15 protein-coding genes are annotated in these 15011 nt (G+C 60.5%); 11 read left to right on the top strand and 4 right to left on the bottom strand.

The features are described 5' to 3' along the window. Positions 1-75: 75 nt before the first annotated feature. The 3 genes from CP97_RS01135 to CP97_RS01145 are packed head-to-tail and all read left to right on the top strand — an operon-like array spanning position 76 to position 2787. Positions 76-633, top strand: coding sequence for an EF-hand domain-containing protein (locus CP97_RS01135; protein WP_063612324.1), 558 nt, complete (start codon positions 76-78; stop codon positions 631-633). After that, positions 630-1367 carry a response regulator gene (locus tag CP97_RS01140; RefSeq protein ID WP_048884436.1) on the top strand — a complete coding sequence of 246 codons (738 nt, stop codon included), beginning with the start codon at positions 630-632 and terminating at the stop codon, positions 1365-1367. The genes CP97_RS01135 and CP97_RS01140 overlap by 4 nt, the downstream gene beginning before the upstream one ends. Positions 1368-1377: 10 nt before the next feature. After that, on the top strand, positions 1378-2787 hold the full coding sequence (locus tag CP97_RS01145) for a sensor histidine kinase (protein ID WP_227819635.1): 1410 nt from the start codon (positions 1378-1380) through the stop codon (positions 2785-2787). Between the two features lie 24 nt (positions 2788-2811). Here CP97_RS01145 and CP97_RS01150 read toward each other — a convergent pair whose 3' ends face one another. After that, positions 2812-4386 (bottom strand): helicase HerA-like domain-containing protein, encoded by a 1575-nt coding sequence (locus CP97_RS01150; RefSeq protein ID WP_048884438.1) that lies wholly within the window; start codon positions 4384-4386, stop codon positions 2812-2814. 56 nt (positions 4387-4442) lie between these two features. Here CP97_RS01150 and pabB point away from each other — a divergent pair, with 56 nt between their 5' ends. The 8 genes from pabB to ribA all read left to right on the top strand — a co-directional run bounded on the left by pabB (position 4443) and on the right by ribA (position 11818). Beyond that, positions 4443-6251 carry an aminodeoxychorismate synthase component I gene (gene pabB / locus CP97_RS01155; RefSeq protein ID WP_048884439.1) on the top strand — a complete coding sequence of 603 codons (1809 nt, stop codon included), beginning with the start codon at positions 4443-4445 and terminating at the stop codon, positions 6249-6251. Next, the gene (locus CP97_RS01160; RefSeq protein WP_063612325.1) at positions 6248-7432 is read left to right on the top strand and encodes a pyridoxal phosphate-dependent aminotransferase; all 1185 of its coding nucleotides are present in this window, start codon (positions 6248-6250) and stop codon (positions 7430-7432) included. The genes pabB and CP97_RS01160 overlap by 4 nt, the downstream gene beginning before the upstream one ends. Positions 7433-7475: 43 nt before the next feature. Then, positions 7476-8129, top strand: a complete 654-nt coding sequence (locus CP97_RS01165) for an RluA family pseudouridine synthase (protein WP_048884440.1) — start codon at positions 7476-7478, stop codon at positions 8127-8129. Further along, positions 8129-8533 carry an alternative ribosome rescue aminoacyl-tRNA hydrolase ArfB gene (gene arfB / locus CP97_RS01170; protein ID WP_048884441.1) on the top strand — a complete coding sequence of 135 codons (405 nt, stop codon included), beginning with the start codon at positions 8129-8131 and terminating at the stop codon, positions 8531-8533. Before CP97_RS01165 ends, arfB begins: the two co-directional genes overlap by 1 nt. Positions 8534-8675: 142 nt before the next feature. Then, entirely contained in the window at positions 8676-8843 is a 168-nt protein-coding gene (gene rpmG / locus CP97_RS01175) for a 50S ribosomal protein L33 (protein WP_047092455.1), read from the top strand. A 114-nt stretch (positions 8844-8957) separates the two neighbouring features. Continuing rightward, positions 8958-9626 carry a LolA family protein gene (locus CP97_RS01180; RefSeq protein ID WP_048884442.1) on the top strand — a complete coding sequence of 223 codons (669 nt, stop codon included), beginning with the start codon at positions 8958-8960 and terminating at the stop codon, positions 9624-9626. Between the two features lie 300 nt (positions 9627-9926). Continuing rightward, positions 9927-10724: an exodeoxyribonuclease III gene (gene xth, locus CP97_RS01185; RefSeq protein WP_048884443.1), complete on the top strand. Its 798-nt coding sequence runs from the start codon at positions 9927-9929 to the stop codon at positions 10722-10724. A 50-nt stretch (positions 10725-10774) separates the two neighbouring features. After that, a complete protein-coding gene (gene ribA / locus CP97_RS01190; RefSeq protein WP_227819636.1) occupies positions 10775-11818 on the top strand; it encodes a GTP cyclohydrolase II in 1044 nt (347 codons plus the stop codon). Positions 11819-11846: 28 nt separating this feature from the next. On the opposite strand, the gene CP97_RS01195 is transcribed toward ribA, so the two are convergent. From CP97_RS01195 to recQ, 3 genes are read right to left on the bottom strand one after another with little or no spacing between them, the layout of a single operon-like run. Continuing rightward, the gene (locus CP97_RS01195) at positions 11847-12110 is read right to left on the bottom strand and encodes a DksA/TraR family C4-type zinc finger protein (RefSeq protein ID WP_048884445.1); all 264 of its coding nucleotides are present in this window, start codon (positions 12108-12110) and stop codon (positions 11847-11849) included. A gap of 51 nt (positions 12111-12161) precedes the next feature. Further along, complete coding sequence (locus CP97_RS01200; protein ID WP_048886595.1) at positions 12162-13157, bottom strand: hypothetical protein; 996 nt, start codon at positions 13155-13157, stop codon at positions 12162-12164. Between the two features lie 56 nt (positions 13158-13213). After that, positions 13214-15010 (bottom strand): DNA helicase RecQ, encoded by a 1797-nt coding sequence (gene recQ, locus CP97_RS01205; RefSeq protein ID WP_048884446.1) that lies wholly within the window; start codon positions 15008-15010, stop codon positions 13214-13216. Position 15011: the final 1 nt, after the last annotated feature.

Genomic DNA, 15011 nt, shown 5'->3' on the forward strand with positions numbered 1-15011 from the left:
CGCCGGTCCTTCTCCCTCCCCCCCTTAAAGTCGGCGCCTCGTTACTCTACCGTAGAACCTGAAGTGGAGAGTTACATGAAAAAGTCCCTTATCCTCGCGCTTGCTGCAAGCGGTCTGACCGTTGGCGGCATAGCCTATGCACAAGACAGCCAGCGCGGCGCGGACATGACCCGCACCGCTGCCGAAACCCGCGCAACCGAGCGTTTTGCACGCATGGATGCCAATTCCGACGGCGTTATCAACGAAGCCGACCGAGAAGCCCGTGCCCGTGCCCGCTTTGCCGAGCAGGACGCCAATGGCGACAATCTGCTCAGCTTTGAAGAAGTGCAGGCCGCACGTGAAGAACGCCGCGAAAACCGTGATGCCCGCCGTGCCGAACGTGGCGAGCAGGCCGGCCAGCGTGGCGGCAGGCGCGGACATCGCATGGGTCGCCATGGTGGCGGACATATGGGTGGCAAGATGATGCAGCAGGCGGACGCCAATAGTGATGGTGCCATCAGCCAGGCTGAATTTACCGCCGCTGCCCTCGCCCGGTTTGACAGCGCTGATGCCGACAATGACGGCACTCTTACCGCTGAAGAACGGCGCGCCCAGCATGCCGAACGCGATGGCCGTCGCGGCGGACGCCGGTGAACGAACCGCAGGTAAAACTGCTGCTGGTGGATGATGAAGCCAGCTTGCGTGAACCCCTGGCCGAGTATCTCTCGCGCCAGGGGTTTGCCGTGGAGCAAGCCGCAGATGCATCCAAGGCGCGCACAGCGTTGCAGGATGACATCCCGGATCTCGTCCTGCTCGACATCATGATGCCTGGGGAAGACGGGATTTCGCTGTGCCGCCATTTGATAGAAGCGCAGAATCTGCCAGTCATATTCCTCACCGCCAAGGGCGAGGCAACCGATCGCATCGTCGGTCTGGAAGTGGGCGCGGATGATTATGTCGTCAAACCCTTTGAACCGCGTGAACTTGTAGCGCGTATCCGTTCGGTCCTTCGCCGCGCCAATAAGGGCGCGCCCGCTGCGCCGAAGGAAACAGACGCGCATTATGCGTTCGACGGCTGGAAGCTTGATCCGCTGAAGCGGCGGCTGACTGATCCTGAAGGCACAGTCGTGCCAGTATCTTCTGCCGAGTTTCGCCTGCTGCTGGCCTTTCTCGATCACCCGCGACAGGTGCTGGACCGGGACCGGCTGCTGGACATGGTGCAGGGGCGCGAAGCGCATCTGTTTGATCGTGCAGTGGACAATCAGGTCAGCCGATTGCGCCGCAAGATCGAGCAGGATAGCCGCGATCCCAAACTGATACAGACCGTTTGGGGCGGCGGGTATCGTCTTGCCTGCGATGTGCGACGCATCGTTCCTTCTGTCGACTGACTTTTTTCGCATGAACCAGAAACAGTCCGCCCGTTTTTTCCCGCGCAGTCTACTAGGCCAGATGCTGCTCGCTGTGGCGGTCGCACTGCTGGTGGCGCAGGCCATTTCAGTAGTGCTGCTGTTCCGCGCCGAACAACGGCAGATTGAAAACGCGCTGATCAATGAACTCGCCCTAAAGCTGGTCGCTACTCCGGACGATCGCCAGAGAAGGCCGGACCGGCGCAACCGCCGTGGTCAACGCGGTATCGAACGCGTGCTCCAGTCACCGCTCGCGCAGACCGAAATGCGCGATGGCGTGCGCGAGGAAGCATTGCGCAATCTGCTGATCGAACAAGATGTCGAGATTGAAGAGCTGGTCGTACTTTCTCGCCATAATTCGCAAGACAGATTCATGTTGCGGCGGCTGGAACGCAATCCCGATCTTGCCCTGCGGCGGTGGAAACCCGATGGAGAAATGATAATCGCCGGTTTGAAACGCCCCGGTGAAGAGCAATGGCTGGTGGCGCGAGCACCGCGCGGAAAGCCGGGCAGAGGCGCGCTGGCTGGCATCGTCATGCAAACGCTCATTCTTTATATCGTGCTGATTGGCGGGCTTGCCATTTTGCTGCGCCGCCTGACCCGCCCGCTAGGCCAGCTCACAACGCGCATGGAACGGTTCGGGGGCACGCTCGACGGCGAACCACCACTAGAACCTTCAGGGCCGAGCGATGCACGCCGGCTCATCACCGCGCATAATGCAATGGAAGCGCGCATCGCTGCGCTGCTTGATGAAAAAAACGTGATGCTGGGCGCAATCGGCCATGATCTGAAAACGCCGCTGGCCGCGCTGCGCGTGCGTATTGAAAGCGTTGAGAACGAGACAGAGCGCGCACGCATGGCCGCCACGATCGAGGACATCACGACTTCGCTCGACGATATTCTCTCGCTTGCCCGCGTGGGTCGGCCAAGCGATCCGCTGGAGCGGACGGAGCTTTCCGCACTGGTTGCTTCTGTCGTGGAAGAATTCGAGGACATGGGTGAGAAAGTTACGCTTGGTCAGACCAGCCGCATGGCCCTTTCCCTTCGCGCGACATGGTTGCGCCGGGCTTTGCGCAATCTGATCAGCAATGCCCTGCGTTACGGGACGGAAGCGCGCATCGAGCTTGCCCGCGGAACCGCGCGGGATGGCCGCGAAGAGGCAGTCATCCGCATCGCCGACAGGGGGCCGGGCATTCCCGAAACTGAGATTGCCGCCATGATGGAACCCTTTGCGAGAGGCGACACGTCGCGCAATCGCGAAACGGGCGGCGCGGGGCTGGGGCTCACGCTTGCACGGGCGATTGCCGAACAGCATGGCGGCACGTTGAAGCTTGCCAATCATATCGGCGAGGATGGCACTATAGAAGGGCTGCTGGCGGAAATCAGGCTTCCGCTAAGTTAGTCCCTTTCAGCACACGCTGACACGCTATCGCATCAACCCGCCAATGATATTGCGCACGAAGCGGCCCGCCAGCGGACCCGCCAGATCGGTCGCGAGTGAGCCTGCGCCTGATGTAATCGCCGTGCGCGTCGGATTAGCGCGGCTGCGGCGGCCCGTGACAGCGGCAGCGGCAACCGAGGCCATGGATCCGGCAGCAGCGGCCATTGCGCGGGTGCGCGCTTTTTCCCAGATGCTCTTGGTCTTGCGCGGCTGCTTGCGGACCTCTTCCTCCCCTTTGGCTTCAACTTCTTCTGCGGTCATGGCGGCGTCCTGTGCCTTTTGGGCCAGCACCTCCTCTGCACTTTCGCGATCTACCCGTTCGTCATATTTGCCGGCAACCGGGCTGATCGACTGCATGATTGCGCGTTCCTTGGGCGTGACAGGGCCGAGCCTGCTGCGCGGCGGCTTGACCAATGTGCGCTGGACCACGGTGGGCGCACCATCATCATCCAGCGTCGATACCAGCGCCTCACCCACGCGCAGTTCGGTGATCGCCGTGGCGATATCAAGATCGGGGTTGATGCGGAAAGTCTCCGCCGCCGCCCGAATGGCGCGCTGGTCGCGCGGTGTGAAAGCGCGCAGCGCATGCTGCACGCGATTGCCCAGCTGACCGGCGATTTCTTCGGGGATATCGATTGGATTTTGCGTAACGAAATACACACCTACACCCTTTGATCGGATCAGGCGGACAACCCTTTCGATTGTCTCCTCCAGCGCCTTGGGGACATCATCGAACAATAGGTGCGCTTCATCAAAGAAGAACACCAGCTTGGGTTTTTCAGCATCGCCAACTTCGGGCAGGCTTTCGAACAATTCGGCAAGCAGCCACAGGAGAAAGGTGGCATATAGCTTCGGGCTGCGCATCAATTTGTCCGCCGCCAGCACATTCACGATACCGCGCCCTTCGGAATCACAAGCGAGGAAATCGTCGATCTCCAGCGCAGGCTCTCCAAAAAATCCATTTGCGCCCTGCGATTCAAAACTCAGCAATTGCCGCTGGATCGCGCCGACCGACTGTTTTGAGACATTGCCATAGTCGCCTGAAAGCTCTTTTGAATTATCATAGGCCCATGACAGCATGGCTCGCAGGTCTTCGAAATCGAGCAGCAACAGACCGTTCTCGTCTGCATGGCGGAAAACGATCTGCAAGACGCCTTCCTGCGTATCGTTGAGATCGAGCAGGCGGGAAAGCAGCAGCGGACCCATTTCGGAAACCGTAGTGCGGATCGGGTGGCCCTGTTCGCCATATAAATCCCAGAAAACCACCGGATTATCGGAATAAGCGTAATCCTCCATGCCCAATTCCTGCGCCCGGCTTTCCAGCTTGTCGGCATTCTTGAAATCGGCGGAACCAGGCATGGCGATACCCGAAAGATCGCCTTTCACATCGGCCACGAAGACCGGCACACCATTGGCGGAAAAGCTTTCGGCCAGACCCTGAAGTGTCACCGTCTTCCCCGTGCCGGTCGCGCCCGCAATCAACCCGTGGCGATTGGCGCGGCCAAGATCGAGCGCCTGCCGGTTCCCGTCCAGGTCATTGCCAATGAAAATATCGCCCATGTTGTTCCCTATCTATCGTATTGCCCGATTCCTGCAGGAACCCTAGAGCGGGGCAGATGGATGGCAAGACCCCCTTTGTCCTGCTGGATGACGCGCGCACCCACGGGGCGAGCGATGCACAGTTCTTTTCAGCCCCGCGCGCAATCTTTGTGGCGCGGCGCGCTGACGAAGTGGCAGGCGTTCTTGCCGCTGCTGAAAAGGCGCGCGTGGAAGACGGCGGGCATCTGGCGGGTTTCATCGGATATGAGGCCGGGCTTGCGCTGGAAGCACGACTGGCACAGCTGGCGCCCGCGCGCAGCGGCGCAAACGGGCCGCTGGTGTGGCTTGGCCTGTTTGACGATCCTGAAACCATTGCTGCAGCGGATATGGCGCAATGGCTGGCAGCCCATAGCGATGCGGGCGCGTCGGGCATCGCCAGTATCGGCCCGCTCGATCCGCAAGTTCCACCCGGTGCCTATTGCGAGGCATTCGAGATCTTGCAGGACGCGATCCGCGCAGGCGACATCTATCAGGCCAATCTCACCTTCCCGCTGGCTGGCCCTGCAAGGGGTGATCCGCTGGCGATCTATGCCGCTATCCGTCCCACGGCAGCGGCTGGATATGGCGGCATGATATTTGACGGTTCACATTACCTCCTCAGCTTCAGCCCCGAATTGTTTTTTTCGCTGAAGGGGCGCGAGGTGCGGGTGAAACCAATGAAGGGCACACGCCCACGCGTGGCCGATCCGGCAGCAGACGCGGCAATCCGGGAAGAACTTGGCGCCTCGGTCAAGGACCGTGCAGAAAATCTGATGATCGTGGATCTGATGCGCAACGATCTATCGCGCGTGGCACAAGCGGGCAGCGTAAATGTGGATGATCCCTTCACCGTGGAAACCTATCCCACCGTGCACCAGATGGTCTCCACCGTCAGTGCACAGCTGCAATCAGGCAAGGGCGCGATAGATGTGATCAACGCGCTGTTCCCCTGCGGTTCCATCACCGGTGCGCCCAAGATCCGCGCAATGGAATTGATCGACACGGTCGAGCCCGATCCCCGGGGGGGCTATTGCGGCGCAATCGGCCGCGTGGATCGGACGGGCGATGCCGCCTTCAATGTCGCTATCCGCACCATCCGCCTGACCCCGGGCGAAAATCTGCGCCACAAGGCGGTGCTGGGTGTGGGCGGTGCTATCGTTGCCGATAGCGATGCGATGGGTGAATGGCGCGAATGCCTGATCAAGGGCGCCTTCGTGCGTGGCCCTGCCGGTGGACACGATCTGATCGAAACCATGCGGTTTGATGCAGACGGCGGGATAAAACTGCTCGAATTGCATCTGGAACGGATGAAAGCGAGCGCCGCAGAGCTCGGCTTTTCCTTTGACAGGCATGAAACGCGCAATCGCATTCAGGCGCTGTGTTTCGAACTGGAGGCAGATACCAAGGTCCGGCTTGTGCTGGCGCGCAGCGGCGCTGTTACTCTGGAAAGTGCACCTTTGCCGCCACCGCTTCCTGATCCCGTCTCATGCATCGCGCTGCCACATCCCACGGTCGCGCATGACTGGCGGCTGCAACACAAGAGCAGTGACCGCAGCTTTTACGAAAGCGCGGCCGATGTCGCACGCGAACGAGGCGCATTCGAGGCCTTGCTGGTGCGCGAGGATGGCCAGGTTGCCGAAGGCAGCCGGACCAGTATTTTTGTCGAAGGTGAAGATGGCGTGCTGCTGACGCCGCCTGCCTCTGTGGGTCTGTTGCCGGGGGTCCTGCGCCGCTCACTTATTGAAGGAGGGCGTGCGCGTGAAGCGGATTTGACGCTTGCTGATCTGGAAAATGGCTTCTTCCTCGGCAATGCTCTTCGCGGCCTGCTGCCAGCGGTTCTGATATGACTGTGCCCCCGCTCAGCCACGCGCTGCAACGGATAGAGGCGTCCTCCACCTCCGCCATGACTGACCGCGCTCGCATATTGCAGGCCGATGGGCGCGACATCATCTCGCTCAGCGTAGGTGAACCCGATTTCGCCACGCCGCCCCATGTTATCGCTGCTGCCAAGGATGCGCTCGACGCGGGCGATACGCGCTACACCTCGGTTATGGGCACCACCCAATTGCGAGAAGCCGCCGCGCTGCATTTTCGCCGAGATCTGGGCATTGCGGCTGAAGCAGGCGATGTCATCGTGACTGCCGGCGGCAAGCAAGCGATATTCGAAGCACTGGCCGCAACGATCAGCGCAGGCGATGAAGTGATTGTGCCGTGCCCCTGGTGGGTCAGCTATCCGCAAATCGTGCGCTTCTGCGGCGGTAAGGTTGTCCCGCTGCTGACACATCCCGAAAACGGTTATCGATTCGATGCCAGCGATCTGGAGGCGCTAATCACGCCCAAAACCAGATGGGCGCTGCTCAACAGCCCCGGCAATCCAACCGGCGCGGTCTATCCCGAAGGCATGCTGCACGCCATCGCGGATGTGCTGCGACGCCACCCGCAGGTAATGGTGCTTTCAGACGATATTTACGCTCCGCTCAGCTATACCGGGCAGGATCACGCCACGCTGGCAGCGCTTTGCCCTGATCTGAAGGACCGCGTGCTGACCGTTTCGGGCGTGTCGAAAAGCCACGCGATGACAGGCTTTCGTATCGGTGTGACCACCGGACCACGCTGGCTGCTTGAAGCCATGACGCGTCTGCAAGGCAATTCCAGCGGCAATGCGGCCAGTATCAGCCAGGCCGCTGCCGTGGCCGCCCTTGCCGGGCCGCAGGATTTCCTCGCCGACTGGCGCGCCATCTTGCGCGGGCGGCGCGATATGATGGTGGAACGCCTTAATGCCATTCCCGGACTGTCGACTCCCATGCCCGACGGCGCTTTTTACTGCCTTGTCAATGCCGCGCCGATCATGGACCGGTTTGGCCGGGACGATAACAGGCTGGCGCTCCATTTGCTCGACCATGGTGTTGCCGTGGTGGCGGTCAGCGCCTTTGGTGGACGTGATGGCTTTCGCATCAGCTTTGCCGCGAGCGAGGAATCTCTTCGAACTGCAATGGACCGAATCGAAAAGGCGCTGATTGGGCAATAGCTACACCTTCGACAAGCGCCCGGCTTGCAGGTAAAGCCCGCGCATGAACATCCCCATCCTGTTTGAAGACGGTGAAGCGCTTGTCATAAACAAGCCTGCCGGTCTGCCGATTGAAACCCCGCGCAAGGGCGGCGCTGCGCTTTCCGATCATCTCGATTCGCTTAGGCTGGGCTTCCAGCGCGAACCGGTAGCGGTCCACCGGCTGGACACCGATACCAGCGGCTGCCTGCTACTGGCGCGAAATCCAAAGTCGCTGAAGCGGTTTAACGCCGCGTTCGAAGCCAGGTTGGTCTCCAAGACCTATCTTGGCATCGTAGCCGGGCCTGTGGAGGAGGCGGAGGGCACCATCGATCTCGCCCTGTCCAAGATAAGCAGCGCGGAAAAAGGCTGGCGCATGATCGTGGCGAAAAAGGGCAAGCCTTCGGTTACGCATTGGACCAAAAGGGCGGAGTTGGAAGGCGGGCTGACACTGGTCGAATTCCGCCCCGAAACGGGCCGCACCCACCAGATTCGCGTTCATGCCGAACACGCCTTTGGCCGCTCATTGCTGGGCGATCCTGTCTATGGCAACAAGGATGCGCGCGCGCCGCGCACCATGCTGCATGCCAGCGCCCTATCGCTTTCCCGCGAAGGCAAGCCCGATATCGCGGCTGCCGCACCGCTGCCCGCCGATTTCGCGGCGCTTGGGGCGCAGTAATGGCCAGCATCCTCGATAAGGCGAATGCCATTGCCGAGGAGAATTTCGTCACCGCGTCAGGTCCTGGCGGGCAGAATGTCAACAAGGTGGCAACCGCGGTGCAATTGCGGGTGAATATCTACCAACTGGCACTGCCGCCGCCCATCTTTCACCGGCTAAAGGCACTGGCAGGCAACCGGATGAACAGTGCAGGCGATATTGTGATCGATGCGCGCAATCACCGCACGCAGGAAGCCAATCGGCGCGATGCACGTCAGCGACTGGCCGAACTGATAGACGCTGCCGTAAAGGAGCCGAAAAAGCGGGCGAAGACGCGGGTCAACCGAATCGGCAAGACCAAGCGGCTGGCGGGCAAAAAGGCACATGGCATGAAAAAGGCACTGCGCGGCAAGGTCGATCTGTAATCTGCAGACGTTAATGACCACGCGCATGGCTTGACTTTTCCCCGATTCTCTCGCATTGGCGCGCTCGGAACGGGCGGCGCTGTGCGTCGCCCGCATGTTTTCGGGCCGCTGTGGCCCTCACCAGCTAATCGGAAGCAAGACCATGGCGAAGCCCGCAACTATTAAAATCCGCCTGAATTCGACCGCGGACACCGGCCACTTTTACGTGACCAAGAAGAACCCGCGCAATCACACCGAAAAGTTCGTGTTCCGCAAATACGATCCGGTTGCGAAGAAGCATGTCGAATATAAGGAAGGCAAGATCAAGTAAGCCACGCGGCTCTTGGTCCGGCCCATTACCGGCACCTCTCCGACTGATTCGATGAACGGCGGGAACCACGCGAGTTCAGTGACAGTTCAATGCTGCACCCCTAAGGAGTGGAGCATGATCCAGTTGAAACACTATTTCTCGAAGCCATTTGCCGTTGCCCTGATGGGCGCGGTGACACTGGCCGTTCCTGCAAGCCTGGCGGTGCCCACAGCACCCGCTGCCGCGCAATCGCAGGCTGACAAGCTCGATCGCGCCGTAGCTGCGCTGCGGGCTATCACCACCATGCGCGCAGATTTCACTCAGACGGACCGGGCCGGCAATGCCGTTGCCGGTGTGCTGACCCTGCGCAATCCTGGCCGCATCCGCTTCGAATATGAAGACGATGTCAATATGCTGGTCGTGTCCGACGGACGGGCGCTTACATTGGTCGATTATGACGTCAACCAGGTCGAGCGCTGGCCGATTCGCAACTCGCCGCTGGGCGCATTGCTGGATCCAGAGCGGGACATGCGCCGCTATGGCAGCTTGCAACCATCATCCACCAACAATGTCATCAGCGTGGAAGTGCGTGACCCCAACCGTCCAGAATTCGGTGTGATTACTCTTGTTTTCGCTGAAGATTCGAGAGCGCCGGGTGGATTGAAACTCGCCAGCTGGGTCGCCCTGGATGCGCAGAATACGCGCACTACGGTGCGCCTGCGCAATCACCAATACGGGATGTCTGTGCCCAATAGCGCCTTTACCTATCGCGATCCGCGCCGCTCATCCCGTCGGCCCGGATAGACGATTTGGCGGCAGTTCGTTGTAAATTTGCGACAAGTGACTGTCGAAAATCATTGGCCTGGCAGCACTTAACCCCTAGTTTGAGGAAACAAGACACGGTGAGGCGGGTTTCCCCCCTGTTGCCCTACCTCTCAAAAAGCCGTCTCTTGCAAAGCGTGACGAACGCTTAAAACGAATCCCCGTCGCAATGCCCCCGCGACGGGGATTTTTTTGTGCGCTATCCGCCCGCCACCTCCCTCACCCACATATCGCCAGTCCATCTCTCTTGCTGGCAGCAGGTCATGCACCTAAAGCCGGCACATGGTTTCTATCGCTACATGGAATATCAATTCCGTTCGCCTGCGCATGCCGATCGTGGAACGTTTTCTGAAAGAAGAGGCGGTTGACGTTCTCTGCCTGCAGGAAATCAAGTGCCAGGAACACCAATTCCCCTACCAGGCCTTTATTGACGCTGGTTATGAGCACATCGCCGTTCATGGGCAAAAAGGCTATCACGGGGTCGCAACTGTCAGCCGTGTTCCGATTCGCGATTTTTCCCGTCATGATTGGCAGGACAATGGCGAGGCGCGTCATGTCGGGGTGGAACTGACATCTCCCCAGCATCAGGGCATGATCGTGGAGAATGTCTATGTCCCGGCAGGCGGAGATGAGCCTGACCGGGTGATCAACCCGAAATTCGGACAGAAGCTCGATTTTCTCGAGCGCATGACCCGCTGGGCTGACGCGATAGATCGTCCCACAATGATTGTCGGCGATTTCAACATTGCCCCGCTCGAATGCGATGTGTGGAACCATAAGCAATTGCTCAAGGTCGTCAGCCATACGCCGCTGGAGGTGGAAACGCTGCAACGGTTCAAGGATGCGCATGGCTGGACCGATATCGGACGCGAGCACATTCGCGATCCGGATCGTTATTACAGCTGGTGGAGCTACCGTTCAAAGGACCGGAAGGCGAATGATCGCGGGCGGCGGCTGGATCACATGTGGGCCAGCCCCGATCTCGCGGCGCAATCCACCCGCCACTGGCTGCGCGAGGATGCGCGCGATTGGGAGAAACCTTCCGACCATATTCCCCTCATCACGGAATTCGATCTCTGACCGGGTCGCCGGCCTCCTCCGCTTCTCCCGCGCGGCGCGTGGCGCAGGCGGTGGACGCGCTGCGCCATGGCTGGCCGATTCGCGTGGGCACAGCACCGTTGTTACTGCCAGTGGAAACAGCGCCCCTGCGCGAAATTACCTCGCAGCGGCTGCTGATTTCAGCCGCCCGCGCCGAAACCCTGCGTCTCACCAATCAGCGCGCGGCAGCAGATGGACATTCACCCGTTCTGATCCGCGCCGCAGAACCGCTCGATCTCGGCTCCGCCTTGCCAGTCGCGGATCCGTCACTGGATCTTGCCAGCCCACTTAAAGGCCCGTTCATGGCCGAGGAACTTGATTGGCGTGGCGAAGCTGTTGCTGCGCTTGAACTGGCCCGGATAGCGGGCGTACTGCCTGCATTTGCTGTCGATCCGGTTGCGACCCCACAAAACGATGCGGCGCTTGAGCCGGCCACGCTCAGCGCAGCGGACCTGGAGGCATGGTCGAACCCTGCAAATCTCGCCATTGCCACGCGCGCCCATCTCCCCATCGCGCATGAGGAAATGACCAAAATCGTCGCCTTCCGCTCTATCAATGATACGCGCGAACATGTGGCCATTGTGCTGGGGGAACAGACATCGGATCGTGCGCCGCTGGTGCGCCTGCATTCCGAATGCCTGACGGGCGATATTTTCGGCAGTCTCAAATGCGATTGCGGGCCGCAGCTTGATGCAGCACTGGCGGCCATGTCATCCGAGGTGACAGCAGGCGGTTGGGGCATTCTGCTGTATATGCGGCAGGAAGGGCGCGGCATTGGCCTGGTGAACAAGCTGCGCGCCTATCGCCTGCAGGATGAAGGCGTGGATACGCTGGAAGCCAATCGCCGTCTTGGCCTTCCCGAAGAAGCGCGTGATTTCCCACTGGCTGCACGCATGCTGCACCTGCTGGCGGTGCCGCAGGTCCGCTTGATGACGAACAATCTTGAGAAGGTCGTCGCGCTGGAACATTCCGGGGTCAAGGTCATCGAACGCGTGCCGCATGAACTGCCCGCCAATCCGCACAACACCCGCTATCTCGCCACGAAGCGTGACCGTGCGGGCCATTTGCTCAAATAAAGATCAGATCCCCGCAGGTATCAGGCTATCAGCGGAGTTGACTGTCTTTCGATCCGCGCCGGTTGAAGGCAGCATGGCTCACCAGCCTGTCCTTACCGGACTGGCATTCCACGCAGGTGCGAACTCCCGGTATGGCGAGCCGGCGCTTTTCCGGAATGTCCTCACCGCAAATATCGCAATATTCTGCGCTTTCGCCCTTCGGCAAACGTGCTCTGGCAGCTGCCACGGCATCGTTTACGCTGTCATCTATCTGATCCTGAACCGCGCCATCGCGCGCCCAACCACCGGCCATTTGAAAATCTCCTTGCCCGATCAACGGTTAAGGCGACAATAGCGTTCCTGATCAGCGCCGCTCATACCGCGTCAAACCGCTGCCGAGCGTATTTTCACCGATGCCACCCATTTCGCCAGACCAGTCGGCCACGAACACAGTGTTGCGATCAACACCGGGCGCAAGGCGGGCATCATTTCCGGTCACCATCAGTGCGGCAGAATCATGGCTTCGGCCTTCAGCAGCAACCGCGATGAAAGCCGAGTAATTCTCCTTATCGGCACCTTGGACGAACCAGTTATTGCTGATCTGCCCGGAGGCGCCACCGGGCAGGTCAATCATGTAATTGGTCACACGCCCGGCCGCGTCGTCAAAGCTGGATGCGGAGATATCGACCCGCGCCGCGCGCGATTTTACATAATGTCCGCCGCGACCCTGCTCAAAACGGGAATTGGTGATGCGGACATGGGCAAGATCGCCAGTATAGACCGAATGCGCGCAGCCACCCGCGCCTTCGCACGTGCCGAGCCGGGTAAAGGTGGAGCGGTCAATGATCAATTGTGCAGAGGTGTCGCTGGCGGTCAGAATGCCCTGCTGGCTGTCACGAAACCAGCTTTGGGTCACTGTCAGATTGCCGGCTTCCAGCCTGACACCTGCACCATTGAAATCGGGCACACGCATGTTTTCAAAGACGAGTCCGGATATCTCGGCACTGCGCCCGCGCAGCACCAGCGCCGCCTTGCCTTCACAGGTCACACCATCGAAAATCGCTGAGCCGGGATCGGCTGCGAAGAAGGATATGGTGCCCGATGTCTGCACAGCGCATTGGCTGTGCCGACCCGGCGCGATGGTGATCGTGCCGCGCGCATCACCTATCGCATCGACCGCATCCTGCAATCTGTCGAAACCCTGCCCGGTCTGCGCAACCGTATAAGGTGCCGCACGGTCCTGCGCGATCAGGGCTGCGGCAGGGATTGCAGCCATCGCCACTACACCCACGGCAAGCGCCATGCCTCTGGCAAATGGAACTGCGGTTGGTCGGTAAGGCGAAGGCACGGCATGGTTCATCATGGCCGCAAAGATACCCCAAGTTGCTTAACTGTTTGCCAAGGCCAGCGGGTCCTTCAGTTTTCGCGGATAGCCTTGAGGAATGCATCACCAAAAGCGGCGAGCTTTTTCTCGCCCACGCCGGCGATGCCCGACATGGCAGCCAACGATGAAGGACGGCGTGATGCCAGGTCGCGCAACACTGCATCGTGAAACACGACATAGGGCGGCACGCCTGCCTCCGCTGCCAGATCGCGGCGCAAATTGCGCAAGGCATCGAACAACCGATCGCCCACGGGGTTGAGCGCGACCCCGCCATTGCGGCGGCCACGGCCCTGCTTTTTTGGCGGCAGGACGATTTCCACGTTTTGCTCACCTGTGAGTATAGCGCGGGCATCCCCACCCAGTTCCAGCCCGCCATGGGCATTGGAGACAAGCGCTCCGCGCGCCTGCATCGCCCTTGCCAGCGGGCGCAGGAGAGCAGCCTGATCGCCTTCAACGATACCGAAGACCGACAGCTTGTCATGCCCCTTCTGGCGCACCCGATCGTCCGCGCTGCCTGTCAGCACATTGGCAAGATGGCCAAGGCCGAAGCTTTGGCCGGTGCGATAGGCAGCGCTGAGCAGTTTGCGTGCCAGTTCGGTGACATCGGTGACTTTGGGTGGGGCAAGACAATTATCGCAATTGCCGCAGCTGACAGGTGGATTTTCCCCGAAATGGCGCAGCAGCACTGCGCGGCGGCAGGTCGGCGTTTCCACCAGCCCGGCCAGCGCATCGAGCCGTGCGCGCTCTCCTGCAAGGCGGTGTTGCTCCACGTCGGACAGACGCTGACGTGCTGTGGCAAAATCGCCAGCACCCCACAACATGACTGCGCGCGCCGGATCACCATCGCGCCCTGCGCGCCCGGTTTCCTGATAATATCCTTCGATCGATTTGGGGATGCCCGCATGCGCCACAAAGCGCACATCGGGTTTGTCGATCCCCATGCCGAAGGCGACTGTCGCCACGATGACCATGTCTTCAGAGGCCACGAAGGCTGCCTGATTATCGCGCCGTACCTGCGCATCAAGCCCCGCGTGATAGGGAAGGACAGGCCGTCCTGTTGCATCGGCGAGTTGTTCGCTGAGCTTTTCGACCTTCGCCCGCGTCGGCGCATAGACGATGCCCGGCCCCGGCTCGCTTGCCATCAGATCGGTGATCTGGCGCGCCAGATTGTCGCGTTGGGTGATGGTGTAGCAGATGTTGGGACGATCAAAGCCTGCCAGCACCAGCCCATCTGCCGGAATACCGAGCTGGCTGAGGATATCGGCGCGGGTATGTGCATCTGCAGTGGCGGTTAGCGCAAGACGCGGGACGTGTGGAAGGGCATCGAGCAATCCGCGCAACTGGCGATAATCAGGGCGGAAATCATGCCCCCACTCCGAAACGCAATGCGCCTCATCCACCGCAATCAGCCCCACCCTTGCCGAGGAAAGCATATCGCGAAATCCGGCCTGGCTTGCCCTTTCCGGCGCAACATAGAGCAAATCCAGCTCACCCCGGCGAAAGGCATCCTGCGTTTCGCGCCAATCGCTATCAACGCTGGTTAGCGTGGCAGCGGCAATTCCATTGGCCCGCGCACTGCGCAACTGATCGTGCATCAGTGCAATCAGCGGAGATATGACGACGCAGGTGCCCTCCAGCATGGTGGCGGGCAATTGATAGGTGAGCGATTTGCCCGCACCTGTCGGCATTACCGCCAGCGTCGATTGGCCCGCCAGAACCCGCGCCAGCACATCTTCCTGCACGCCCCGAAAGGAATCGAACCCGAAAATGCGGCGCAATTCGCTGCGCGCCTGCGCAAGATCGGCGGGAGAGGAGAGTGATGGCTGCATC

The sequence above is a fragment of the Aurantiacibacter atlanticus genome, from assembly GCF_001077815.2.
Taxonomy (GTDB): domain Bacteria; phylum Pseudomonadota; class Alphaproteobacteria; order Sphingomonadales; family Sphingomonadaceae; genus Alteraurantiacibacter; species Alteraurantiacibacter atlanticus.